Source organism: Hydrogenophaga palleronii (assembly GCF_031457455.1).
In the GTDB taxonomy this organism is placed as follows: Bacteria; Pseudomonadota; Gammaproteobacteria; order Burkholderiales; family Burkholderiaceae_C; genus Hydrogenophaga; species Hydrogenophaga palleronii_A.
In genome coordinates, this window is record NZ_JAVDWU010000006.1 from 171,679 (window position 1) to 184,007 (window position 12,329).

General features: G+C 62.7%; 10 protein-coding genes. 4 read left to right on the forward strand and 6 right to left on the reverse strand.

Going from position 1 to position 12,329, the window contains the following annotated elements:
* Positions 1 to 69 precede the first annotated feature (69 nt).
* Positions 70 to 1,368 carry a glutamyl-tRNA reductase gene (hemA, locus tag J2W49_RS15320; protein WP_310317836.1) on the reverse strand — a complete coding sequence of 433 codons (1,299 nt, stop codon included), beginning with the start codon at positions 1,366 to 1,368 and terminating at the stop codon, positions 70 to 72.
* A gap of 48 nt (positions 1,369 to 1,416) precedes the next feature.
* On the opposite strand from hemA, the gene J2W49_RS15325 reads away from it, so the two are divergent.
* Positions 1,417 to 1,674 carry a hypothetical protein gene (locus J2W49_RS15325; protein WP_310317839.1) on the forward strand — a complete coding sequence of 86 codons (258 nt, stop codon included), beginning with the start codon at positions 1,417 to 1,419 and terminating at the stop codon, positions 1,672 to 1,674.
* A gap of 18 nt (positions 1,675 to 1,692) precedes the next feature.
* Here J2W49_RS15325 and ugpQ read toward each other — a convergent pair whose 3' ends face one another.
* From ugpQ to ugpB, 5 genes are all read right to left on the reverse strand, one after another.
* A complete protein-coding gene (ugpQ, locus tag J2W49_RS15330; RefSeq protein WP_310317842.1) occupies positions 1,693 to 2,493 on the reverse strand; it encodes a glycerophosphodiester phosphodiesterase in 801 nt (266 codons plus the stop codon).
* Complete coding sequence (locus tag J2W49_RS15335) at positions 2,490 to 3,494, reverse strand: sn-glycerol-3-phosphate import ATP-binding protein UgpC (RefSeq protein WP_310317845.1); 1,005 nt, start codon at positions 3,492 to 3,494, stop codon at positions 2,490 to 2,492. Before J2W49_RS15335 ends, ugpQ begins: the two co-directional genes overlap by 4 nt.
* 76 nt (positions 3,495 to 3,570) lie before the next feature.
* Positions 3,571 to 4,422, reverse strand: coding sequence for a sn-glycerol-3-phosphate ABC transporter permease UgpE (ugpE, locus tag J2W49_RS15340; RefSeq protein WP_310317848.1), 852 nt, complete (start codon positions 4,420 to 4,422; stop codon positions 3,571 to 3,573).
* 58 nt (positions 4,423 to 4,480) lie between these two features.
* Positions 4,481 to 5,368 (reverse strand): sn-glycerol-3-phosphate ABC transporter permease UgpA, encoded by an 888-nt coding sequence (gene ugpA / locus J2W49_RS15345; protein ID WP_310317851.1) that lies wholly within the window; start codon positions 5,366 to 5,368, stop codon positions 4,481 to 4,483.
* Between the two features lie 89 nt (positions 5,369 to 5,457).
* Positions 5,458 to 6,768: a sn-glycerol-3-phosphate ABC transporter substrate-binding protein UgpB gene (gene ugpB, locus J2W49_RS15350; RefSeq protein WP_310317853.1), complete on the reverse strand. Its 1,311-nt coding sequence runs from the start codon at positions 6,766 to 6,768 to the stop codon at positions 5,458 to 5,460.
* 174 nt (positions 6,769 to 6,942) lie between these two features.
* Here ugpB and J2W49_RS15355 point away from each other — a divergent pair, with 174 nt between their 5' ends.
* The 3 genes from J2W49_RS15355 to ubiE all read left to right on the forward strand — a co-directional run bounded on the left by J2W49_RS15355 (position 6,943) and on the right by ubiE (position 12,298).
* Positions 6,943 to 10,836: a DUF3683 domain-containing protein gene (locus tag J2W49_RS15355; RefSeq protein ID WP_310317856.1), complete on the forward strand. Its 3,894-nt coding sequence runs from the start codon at positions 6,943 to 6,945 to the stop codon at positions 10,834 to 10,836.
* Between the two features lie 236 nt (positions 10,837 to 11,072).
* On the forward strand, positions 11,073 to 11,486 hold the full coding sequence (locus tag J2W49_RS15360) for a gamma-butyrobetaine hydroxylase family protein (protein WP_310317860.1): 414 nt from the start codon (positions 11,073 to 11,075) through the stop codon (positions 11,484 to 11,486).
* An 80-nt stretch (positions 11,487 to 11,566) separates the two neighbouring features.
* Positions 11,567 to 12,298 (forward strand): bifunctional demethylmenaquinone methyltransferase/2-methoxy-6-polyprenyl-1,4-benzoquinol methylase UbiE, encoded by a 732-nt coding sequence (gene ubiE / locus J2W49_RS15365; protein ID WP_310317864.1) that lies wholly within the window; start codon positions 11,567 to 11,569, stop codon positions 12,296 to 12,298.
* The last annotated feature ends 31 nt before the right edge of the window (positions 12,299 to 12,329 follow it).

Genomic DNA, 12,329 nt, shown 5'->3' on the forward strand with positions numbered 1-12,329 from the left:
GGGAAAATGGCCAGCCGGTGTGCAGCAGCGCGCCGGTCCCGGGTGGGCTCCGCGCTGCCGGAGGGTTCGCTAGGAAAGGGTGCCGCGGCCGGTCTTGCGCGGTTCGTCGCGCAGGAACAGGCGGGAGACGGTCTGTGCGGTGGCGGCGCGGGTGGCGCCGTCGCCGGCATGCAGTTCGGCCAGCGTACCGTGCAGCATTTTCTGGGTCAGACCACGGGAAAGAGCTTCGAGCACGGCCTCCACCGGCTCGCCCTTGGCCAGCAGCTTTCGCGCACGCACCAGTTCAGCGGCCCGCCATTCGTCGGCCTGTGCATGTATCTGTTGGATCAGCGGCACGACACCATGGGCTGGGTCGCGCTGCTCCAGCCAGTGCATGAAGCTCAGCACGCCAGCGTCGATGATGGCTTCTGCCTGGGCAACGGCCGCCTGGCGGTTGTCCTTGCCGGTTTGCACAACAGACGCGAGGTCGTCCACGGTGTAGAGGTAGACGTCGGCCAATGCCTTCACTTCGAATTCGATGTCGCGGGGCACGGCCAGGTCGACCATGAACAGCGGACGGTGGCGCCGCTTCTTCAATGCCCGCTCCACCGCACCCAGACCAATGATGGGCAAGGTGCTGGCGGTGCAGCTGATGACGGCGTCGAACTCGTGCAGGCGATCGGGCACGTCGGCCAGGCGCATCACCTCGCCGCCAAAGCGAAGCGCCAGCTTTTCGCCGCGTTCCAGCGTGCGGTTCGCAATGGCCATGCCCTTGGGCGACTTGGCAGCGAAATGGGTGGCGGCGAGTTCGATCATTTCGCCAGCGCCGACGAAAAGCACTTTGATGTCGCGCAGGTCTTCGAACAATTGCCCGGCGAGCCGGACGGCGGCGGCCGTCATGCTGATGGAATGCGCGCCAATTTCGGTGGAGCTGCGAACCTGCTTGGCCACGGCAAACGAGCGCTGGAACAGCTGGTGCAAGGTGGTGCCGAGGGCGCCGGCGTCGTCTGCGGCGCGCACGGCGTCTTTCATCTGGCCCAGGATCTGGGGTTCGCCCAGCACCATGCTGTCCAGGCCGCTGGCCACCCGGAACGCATGGCGCGCCGCTTGGTCCTCGCGAAGAATGTAAGCATGGTCCCTGAGCACGTGCGCGCTCACGCCACCCGTCTGGGCCAACCAATCAAGGGTGGGTTCGACCGCCGCCTGATCCCCCGCACCATAGAGCTCGGTGCGGTTGCAGGTGGAAAGCAGAGTGGCCTCTGGCTGGCGAGCGAGGCTTTGCCTGTAGCCGTGCAGCGTGGGCTGAATTTGATCGAGGGCGAAGGCAAATCGGCCCCGCAAATCGAGCGGAGCCGTGTGGTGGTTGATGCCGAGCGCCCAGACAGACATTCCCGGATTATAAAATTGATCGCTTATGCCGCACACGTTGACGCTCAAATGACAGTGATAGCCCTGGCGCTGCACTTGGCCGGATTTCTTGCCCCAGCCTTGGTGACGGCCTTGTTGCTGTGGCTTTTCGCAGGCTTCTGGCGCGGCGGACGTCACCCCGGCCTGACGCTGGGGTTTCTGATGCTGGCAGGTGCTGCGGTGCTCTTCGCGGGGCTGGCGTACTTCGGGCGCGATGGCAAGGTCGCGACCTACGCTGCCCTTGTGGCGGTGCAAGGCACCTTGGTGTGGTGGTTGCGCAGGCGTTGAGCGCCACCCGCCGGAACCTTACACTGCCGCCCGGGCCGGGGCAAAGCGTTCGACGCGGTCGGTGATCACACCGTCAATGCCCAAGGCCAGCAAGCGGTCGGCGGCCCACTCGTCGTTGACCGTGTAGGCCAAAGTGCGCATGCCGGCCTGAGTGGCCTGCGCCATCGTGGTCTTGTCCCACAGCGCGTGGTTGCACACGATGGCCACGCAGCCCAGTTCCTTTGCAACGTCCAGCCAACCGTCCCACAGTGTGTCAAGCAACAGACCGCGCGGCAGATCGGGCGCGGCCTCCCGGGCGCCTTGCAGGGCCTCAGGTTGAAATGAGGTCAGAAGCGGGGAATCCGAAGATGAAGCCGCCCACAGCGCGACAGCCTCTTTAGCAACCACCTCTCCGGTGACCCGCTCCAGTCCGGGCGTGGGTTTGATCTCGATGTTCAGCCAGCAGGCATTGGCCAGGCAATAGGCCGCCACGGCACCCAGCGTCGCCAGCGGTTCGCCGGCAAAACCACGCGAGTGCCAGGCGCCAGCGTCGAGCTGGCTGAGGTGGCGCCAGTCGTGGTGTCCGCCAATGCCTTCGCCATTGGTGGTGCGTTGCAGCGTGTCGTCGTGCATCAGGAACACCACACCGTCGGCGCTCAGCTTCGCGTCGCATTCGAACATGCGGTAGCCGTGCGAGGCGCCCACACGAAAGGCGGCGAGCGTGTTTTCTGGTGCCAGGCGCCCGGCGCCCCGGTGCGCGATCCAGAGGGGGTAGGGCCAGGCCGCCGCGGAAACTGTTTCGGAGGCTTTTGTGTGGCGGGATGGACTGACAGGCTTCATTGCCGTTTGCCCGTCTCGGCGTCGAACCAGTGCAGGCGGTCTTCCCGTGGCAGGACGTGGATGGTGCTGCCGATCTCCGGAGCTCCCTGGTCCTCGTGGGTGCGGATGATCAGTTGTTCGTCACCCAGGCGGGCATGCACCAGGCGCTCGGCACCGAGCAGTTCCACGGTTTCCACCTGCAGGGCCCAGCCACTGGTACCCATGTCCAGATGCTCAGGCCGGATGCCGAGGAGGCTGCCAGGGCGACCACCCGGTGCATGCTTCAACAGGTTCATGGGAGGGGAGCCGATGAAGCTGGCCACGAAGGTGGTGGCCGGGCGGGAATACACCTCTTCCGGTGTGCCGAACTGCTCCATGTTGCCCGCGTTCATCACGATCATGCGCTGGGCCAGCGTCATGGCCTCCACCTGGTCGTGGGTGACGAACAGCGAGGTGATGCCTAGCTCGCGGTGCAGCTTCTGGATCTCCAGGCGTGTCTGGGCGCGCAGCTTGGCGTCGAGGTTGGAGAGCGGTTCGTCGAACAGGAATACCTGGGGCTGGCGCACGATGGCACGCCCCATGGCCACGCGCTGGCGCTGGCCGCCCGAGAGTTCGCGTGGTTTGCGCGCGAGGAGGTGGCCCAGTTCCAGGATGCCTGCGGCCTTGTCGACCCGCTGCTTGATCTCGTCGATCGGCACTTTCTTGATTTTCAGGCCGTAGGCCATGTTGTCGAACACGGTCATGTGCGGGTAGAGCGCGTAGTTCTGGAACACCATCGCGATGTCACGCTCAGCCGGTTCCAACTCGTTGACCACCCGCTCACCGATGCTGATCTCGCCGCTGCTGATTTCCTCCAGACCTGCCACCATGCGCAGCAGGGTGGATTTGCCGCAGCCCGAGGGACCGACGATCACGATGAATTCGCCGTGGGCAATCTCGGCGTTGACGCTGTGGATGACTTGCAGTTCGGTTTTGCCGGTGCGGTAACGCTTGACGACATCGCGAAGGGAGATGGAGGCCATGTTGTTTTCAGTCTCTGTTCAGTTGGGGACAGGGTCAAGGGGTGGATCGCACCTCATGGCCCCTGTCGCGCGTTCATTACTTCTCGGTATCCACCAGACCCTTGACGAACCAGCGCTGCATCAGGATCACAACCAGCGCGGGCGGGATCATGGCCAGCACGGCGGTGGCCATCACGATGTTCCAGTCGGTGGCCGCGTCGCCGCCACTGATCATGCGTTTGATGCCGATCACCACCGGGTACATGGTTTCTTCGGTGGTGACCAGCAAAGGCCACAGGTACTGGTTCCAGCCGTAGATGAACTGGATCACGAACAGGGCTGCGATGCTGGTGGTGGACAAGGGCACCAGCACGTCCTTGAAGAACCGCATCGGCCCGGCGCCGTCCATGCGCGCGGCTTCTACGAGTTCGTCCGGCACGGTCAGGAAGAACTGCCGGAACAGAAAGGTCGCGGTCGCGGAAGCGATCAGCGGAATGGTGAGACCCGCATAGGTATTGAGCATGCCCAGGCTGGCCACCACCGAATAGGTGGGGCCGATGCGCACTTCAACCGGCAGCATCAATGTGACGAAGATTGCCCAGAAAAAGAACATGCGGAACGGAAAGCGAAAGTACACGATCGCGAAGGCCGACAGCAACGAGATCGCAATCTTGCCGATGGCAATGACCAGCGCCGTGATCATGCTGATCATCATCATGCGACCGACCGGCGCATTCGATGCAGCGCCCATGCCGGTGCCCTGCAGGGCAGCGGTGTAGTTTTCGATCAGATGGCTGCCGGGCCATAACGACATCGGTGCCTGCAGGATCTCGGTGGCGGTCTGCGTAGAGGCGACGAAGGTCACGTACAAGGGAAAGGCGACGACAAACACGCCCAGGATGAGGACGGCGTGCGAGAGCACGCGCAGCCAGCGATTGCGCTCGACCATCAGCAGTGCTCCATCAGTCTGCGGTGCCCGGTAAGGCTGGTGTGAAAAGGGGTCGGCATCAGTACTGCACCTTCTTCTCGACGAAACGGAACTGGATGATGGTCAAGGCAATGACGATCACCATCAAGACCACGGACTGCGCCGCCGAGCCACCCAGGTCGAGGGCCTTGAAGCCGTCGTAATAGACCTTGTAAACCAGAATCGCAGTGTCCCGCCCCGGGCCGCCTTCGGTGGCGGCGTCCACAATGGCGAAGGTGTCGAAGAAGGCGTACACCACATTGATCACGAACAGGAAAAAGGTGGTGGGGGACAGCAGCGGGAACTGGATCGACCAGAAACGGCGCCAGGGCTTCGCCCCATCGATGGCTGCGGCCTCGATCAGCGATTTCGGGATGCTTTGCAGGCCGGCCAGGAAGAACAGGAAGTTGTACGAAATCTGCTTCCAGACGGCCGCGATCACGATCAGTGTCATGGCGTGGTCGCTGTCGAGCAGGTGGTTCCACTCGAAACCCAGGCCGCGCAAGGCGTAGGAGACGATGCCGATGGAAGGGGCGAACATGAACAGCCAGAGCACACCCGCCACAGCTGGAGCAACGGCATAGGGCCAGATCAGCAGGGTGCGGTAGACCAGCGTGGCCTTGACGACGCGGTCGGCAAACACGGCAAGCAGCAGCGAAATGCCGATGCCCAGGCTCGCCACCAGCACGGAGAAGATGGCTGTGATCTTGAACGAGGCCAGGTAGGAGGGATCATTCAACAGATTTTCGAAGTTCTGCAAGCCCACCCATTCGGTGGACAGGCCGAACGCGTCGGACTGCTGGAACGACTGCAGCAGCGCTTGCGCTGCGGGCCAGAAGAAGAAGATGGTGATCACCGCCACCTGCGGCGCGAGCAGCACCCAGGGTAGCCAGGTAGAGCGGAAGACGACGCGTTTTTCAGAAGCCACGGTGTTTCAATCAGAAATCCCCCGCCGGGATCACCGGACGGGGGAGGCGAGAGCATAACGGCAGGCCTTGGGACCCGCCCCGATCGCACTTAGTTGGCTTTCTGGAAGCGCTCGAGTTGCTCGTTGCCGCGGCTGACGATGGCGTCCAGTGCCTCCTTGGCCGATTTCTTGCCTGCCCAGACCTGCTCCAGCTCTTCGTCCTCGATGGCGCGGACCTGAATGAAGTTGCCCAGACGGATACCACGCGATTTGTCGGTGGTCTTGCGGATCATCTGGTTCACCGCCACGTCGGTGCCCGGGTTCTCTTTGTAGAAGCCGGTTTTCTCGGTCAACTCGAACGAGGCCAGCGTGATCGGCAGGTAGCCCGTGCGCTGGTGACTCTTTGCCTGGATCTCGGCGTTTGTCAGGTAGTTGAAAAAGGCGGCCACGCCTTTGTACTCTGCGGGTTTTTTGCCGCCCATGACCCAGAGCGACGCGCCACCGATCACGGTGTTCTGCGGCGCGCCTGCCACGTCCGGGTAGTAGGGCAGGGTCGAAATGCCGAACTCGAACTTGGCATTCTTCTTGATGCTTGCGTACGTCGACGAGGAGGCCGTGGCCATGGCGCATTCGCCGGAATAGAAGGAGGCGTCGGCCTTGTTGCCGCGGCCGCGGTAGACGAAGAGGCCTTGTTTGGCCATGTTGGAGAGGTTCTCTATGTGGCGCACGTGCAGCGGGCTGTTGACGGTCAGGCGTGCACTGGTGCCACCAAAGCCGTTGCCCTGGCTGGCGAACTCGGTGTTGTGCCAGGTGGAGAAGCTTTCCAGCTGGGTCCAGCCCTGCCAGCTGGTGGTGAAGGGACAGGCCACGCCGGAGGCCTTGAGCTTGGCCGCCGCGAGCACCACTTCAGGCCAGGTCTTGGGTGGCTGGTTGGGGTCGAGACCGGCCTTGGTGAACAGGTCCTTGTTGTAGTTGAAGACGGTGGTTGAACTGTTGAACGGGAAGCTCAGCATCTGGCCGTTGGGCGCCGTGTAATAGCCCACCACGGCTGGGATGTAAGCCTTGGGATCGAACTTGTAGCCCGCGTCCGCGAGCACCTTGCCCACCGGCACCACGGCGCCCTTGGCGGCCATCATCGTGGCGGTACCCACTTCAAAAACCTGCAGGATGTGCGGCGCGTTGCCGGCGCGGAAGGCGGCCACGGCGGCTGGCATGGTTTCGTCGTAGGTGCCTTTGTAGGTCGGCACGATCTTGTATTCGGTCTGGCTGCTGTTGAAACCGTTGGCCAGGTCCAGCACCCAGTCGTTCAGGCCGCCCGTCATCGAATGCCACCACTGAATTTCAGTCTGGGCATGGACGGGGGTGCTGATCAGCGCGGCGAGCGCCAGCGCGCCCGTCAAGGGCATGAATCTCTTGTGCATGGTTGCTCCTGTTGATTGGTTGGGAAGGCCGAAGCCTATCGGTCTTTTGTGACAAATTGATTGCATACAGTTTTCGTGGACATGACAACAGGGGTTTCCATAAGGGGGGTGGGTGTAAGTAGCGCTGCGGTACCATCTTGGGTTCCCCACAGTCATGCTGGCGACTGCCACACAATGAACGCTCCGACACCGCTCTCGCTTCTCGCCACGCCGACCGACGACGCGCCACGTTTGCGCGAAATCCCGTACAACTACACCTCCTTCTCGGATCGTGAAATTGTGTTGAGGTTGCTGGGTGAGCGCGCCTGGGCCTTGCTGGACGGCTTGCGCGGTGAGCGGCGCACCGGCCGTTCGGCCCGCATGCTCTACGAAGTGCTGGGCGACATCTGGGTGGTGCAGCGCAATCCCTATCTACAGGACGACCTGCTCGATACCCCCAAGCGCCGCAAGCAACTGGTGGATGCCTTGCATCACCGCCTGGGCGAGGTGCAGAAGCGACGCACCCCTCAGGACGATGCCGACCGCGACGCTTTGGTGGCCGAGTTGCTCAAAGCAGCCAAGGCAGCCGTGGACAGGTTCGCCGGCTCGTTTGAAGAAATGGCGGCGCTGCGCCAGCGTGCCACCAAAGCACTGCGCAAGCTGACCGCCCGCGACAACATCAAGTTCGACGGGTTGTCCCGTGTCTCGCATGTGACCGATGCCACCGACTGGCGGGTGGAATACCCCTTCGTGGTGCTCACGCCCGACACCGAAGCCGAAATGGCGGCGCTGGTCAAGGGTTGTGTTGAACTGGGGCTGACCATCATCCCACGCGGGGGCGGTACCGGCTACACCGGCGGCGCCATTCCGCTGACCTGGAAGAGCGCGGTGATCAACACCGAAAAGCTCGAAGCCATGACCGAGCTCGAGTGGGTGACGGTGCCGGGCCACGACAAAGCCTTGCCCACGGTGTGGACCGAAGCCGGGGTGGTGACCCAACGCGTGGCCGACGCCGCCGAGCGGGCAGGGCATGTGTTCGCGGTCGACCCGACCTCGGCCGAAGCCTCGTGCGTGGGCGGCAACGTCGCCATGAATGCCGGCGGCAAGAAGGCGGTGCTCTGGGGCACGGCACTCGACAACCTGGTGAGCTGGCGCATGGTCACGCCGCAGGCCGAGTGGCTGGAAGTGACCCGGCTCGACCACAACCTCGGCAAGATCCACGACGCTGAGGTGGCCACGTTCGAACTGAAGTATTTCCAGGCCGATGGCAAGACCCTCCTGCGCACCGAGCGGCTGGCCATTCCCGGCAAGACCTTCCGCAAGGAAGGCCTTGGCAAGGATGTGACCGATAAATTTCTCAGCGGTCTGCCGGGCATCCAGAAAGAAGGTTGTGACGGCCTGATCACCAGCGCGCGCTGGGTGGTGCATCGCATGCCGGACCATGTGCGCACCGTGTGTCTCGAATTCTTCGGCAATCCCAAGGATTGCGTGCCGTCGATCGTCGACATCAAGGACTTCATGTTCGGCGAGATGAAGCGCCCGGGCGGCGCCATTCTGGCCGGCCTGGAGCATCTGGACGATCGCTACCTGAAGGCCGTGGGCTACGCGACCAAGAGCAAGCGCGGCACCTTGCCCAAGATGGTGCTGGTGGGCGACATCGTGGGTGACGACGCCGACGCGGTGGCCCGCGCCACCAGCGAGGTGATCCGGCTGGCCAATTCGCGCAGTGGCGAAGGCTTCGTGGCCATCAGCCCGGAAGCGCGCAAGAAATTCTGGCTGGATCGCAAGCGCACGGCAGCCATCAGCAAACACACCAACGCCTTCAAGATCAATGAAGACGTGGTGATTCCGCTGCCTCGCATGGGCGAGTACACGGAAGGCATCGAACGCATCAACATTGAGCTGTCGCTGCGCAACAAGCTCAGACTCTGCGAATCGCTGGAGGCGTTTTTCACTCGCGGCCACCTGCCGCTGGGCAAGAGCGACGATGCCAACGACATTCCCAGCGCCGAGTTGCTGGAAGACCGCGTGCAACAGGCGCTTGCCCTGGTGCGCGAAGTGCGCGCCCTGTGGGCCGGCTGGCTGCGCGACGTGGATACGCTGTTCCCGCAGTTGCAGGACCATCGCCTGCGTGCGAGCTGGAAGACACAGATCCGTGCGCCGCTGCAAGGCATCTTCGCGGGCGCGGCGTTTGGGCCGATCCTGGCCGAATGCCAGGCGATTCACCAGCGTGTGCTCAAGGGCCGGGTGTGGGTGGCGTTGCACATGCACGCGGGCGACGGCAACGTGCACACCAACATCCCGGTCAACAGCGACGACTACGAAATGTTGCAGACCGCCCACGAAGCCGTGGGCCGCATCATGGTGCTAGCGCGCAGCCTGGACGGCGTGATCTCAGGTGAACACGGCATCGGCATCACCAAGCTGGAATTCCTGACCGACGACGAACTGCGACCTTTCGCCGAATACAAGGCCAGGGTCGACCCCGAAGGCCGCTTCAACAAGGGCAAACTGCTGCGCGAATTTGCAGGCACACCCGCACTGGCACACGACGCGAGCCTGCGCAGCGCCGACCTCAGCAACGCCTACACCCCCAGCTTTGGCCTGATGGGGCACGAGTCGCTGATCATGCAGCGCAGCGACATCGGCGCCATCGCCGACAGCGTGAAAGACTGCCTGCGCTGCGGCAAGTGCAAACCGGTGTGTGCCACGCACGTGCCGCGCGCCAACCTGCTGTACAGCCCGCGCAACAAGATTCTGGCCACGTCGCTGCTGGTCGAGGCCTTCCTGTATGAAGAACAGACGCGACGCGGCATCAGCATCAAGCATTGGGAAGAGTTCGAAGACGTGGCCGACCATTGCACGGTGTGTCACAAATGCCTGAGCCCTTGCCCGGTCAACATCGACTTCGGCGATGTGACCATGAACATGCGCAACCTGTTGCGCAAGATGGGCCAGAAGAGCTTCCGCCCGGGCAACGCGGCGGCCATGTTCTTCCTCAACGCGTCGAACCCCGAAACCATCAAGCTGATGCGCACAGCCATGGTTGGCGTGGGATTCAAGGCCCAACGCCTGGCCAACGACCTGCTCAAGCGCGTGGCGCGCAAGCAGACCAAGGCGCCGCCGGCCACGCTGGGTGCTGCGCCCATCAAGGAACAGGTGATCCACTTCATCAACAAGAAGATGCCGGGTGGATTGCCCAAGAAGACGGCGCGTGCGCTGCTGGATATTGAGGACAAGGATTACGTTCCGATCATCCGCAACCCACAAGCCACCACGGCCGAAACGGAAGCGGTCTTCTACTTTCCAGGCTGTGGCTCCGAACGTCTGTTCAGCCAAGTGGGGCTGGCGACCCAGGCCATGCTCTGGCACGCGGGTGTTCAGACGGTGTTGCCGCCGGGTTATTTGTGCTGCGGCTACCCTCAGCGCGGCAGTGGCCAGTTCGACAAGGCCGAGAAGATGATCACCGACAACCGGGTGCTGTTCCACCGTGTGGCCAACACGCTGAACTACCTGGACATCAAGACCGTGGTGGTGAGCTGCGGCACCTGCTATGACCAGTTGCAGGGCTATGAGTTTGACCAGATCTTCCCGGGCTGCCGCATCATCGACATCCACGAGTACCTGCTGGAAAAAGGCATCACGCTGCCAGCCGGGCAGGGGGGCTACCTCTATCACGACCCCTGCCACACCCCCATGAAACTGCAGGATCCGATGAAAACGGTCAAGGCATTGGTGGGCGACAACGTGGTGGAGAGCAAGCGCTGCTGTGGCGAGAGCGGCACCCTGGGCGTGACCCGGCCCGATATTTCGACCCAGATCCGCTTCCGCAAGGAGGAAGAGATCAAGAAAGGCGAAGCGACCCTGCGCGCTGCCGGTACAGTGAGCGAGACCGGCAACATCAAGATGCTGACGTCTTGCCCCAGTTGCCTGCAGGGGCTGAGCCGCTACGGCGATGATCTGAAGAACGGTCTGCTCGAAGCCGACTACATCGTGGTCGAAATGGCCAACCAGATCCTGGGCAAGGACTGGCTGCCGGAGTACGTGGCGGCTGCCAATCAGGGCGGTATTGAGCGGGTGCTCGTTTGAAACACCCCCGCGCCGCCTTCGGCGTGCCTTGCAGGCCGCAGCATCGCCAGAGTCGATGCTTCTTCGGACTGTCCAAGCCTGCGCAGGCAGGCTTGGAGCCGCAGCCCTCAGCCCCCTCAAGGGGGCAACACCAGTCGTCCGGCAAAGCCGGCCCGACGGTGTTTCTGGACAAAGGCATCCCATTCGTCGCAGGGTATTCTGACGACGCCTGATACCGATATCCGTTGGAGACCAACATGGCTGGACTGGACAAGAACACCCCGACACCGCAGGACATCACCTTGCACGGCGCTTCGCGTGTGCTGGAAGTGAGCTTTTCTGACGGGCAGACCTTCCGCATCCCCTTCGAACTGATGCGGGTGTACTCGCCTTCGGCTGAGGTGCAGGGGCATGGCCCGGGTCAGGAAGTGCTGCAGACCGGCAAGCGGGAAGTGGGCATTCTGGGCTTGGAGCCGGTGGGCAACTATGCGGTGCAGCCCACGTTCAGCGACGGGCACGACTCGGGCATTTTTTCCTGGGACTACCTGTACTTCCTCGGCTCGAAGCAGGACGAGTTGTGGACGGATTACAACGCGAGGCTGCAGGCCGCAGGAGCGGACCGCGATTCGCCAATGCCGGAGAAGGCGGGGCAGGGCTGCGGTAGTCATTAGTGCCAGGAATCGCACCGCTTCTCCCCATTTACACCCAGAAATGCCGTGTGAACAGGGCCTAAACCATTAATATTCTCCCCATGGCTAGCACTCACTTCGGTTTCAAGACGGTCGACGAGCGAGAGAAGGCGCAACGCGTTCGAAGCGTGTTCGATTCGGTGGCCCCCAAATACGACCTGATGAACGACCTCATGTCCGGGGGACTTCATCGCTTATGGAAGCGCTACACGCTGACGGTGGCCAATCCGCAGCCTGGTGATCAGGTGCTCGACATCGCGGGTGGCACGGGCGATCTTTCTCTGGCTTTCTCGAAGAAGGTCGGGCCCACCGGGCGCGTGGTGCACACCGACATCAACGAAAGCATGCTGCGCGAAGGGCGCAACCGGCTGCTCGACCTGGGCGTGGTGTTGCCCACGCTGGTCTGCGATGCCGAGCAGTTGCCGTTTGCCAGCGAATCCTTTGATTTCGTGTCCGTGGCATTCGGTCTGCGCAACATGACCAAAAAGGAACTTGCACTGGCCGAGATGTGTCGGACCCTCAAGCCGGGCGGCAAGCTGCTGGTGCTGGAGTTTTCAAAAGTGGCGCAGCCGCTGGAAAAGGCCTATGACTGGTACTCCTTCAACATCCTGCCCAAGCTGGGCAAATGGGTCGCGAAGGACGAAGAAAGCTACCGGTACCTGGCCGAGTCCATTCGCATGCATCCGGACCAGGAGACCTTGCGGCAGATGATCAAGCAGGCTGGCTTTGGCCATGTGGATGTGCACAACCTGACGGCTGGTGTCGTGGCTTTGCACGTGGGAATCAAGTGTTGACAGACCTTGCCGAAAACAAGGTGTGAGTTGA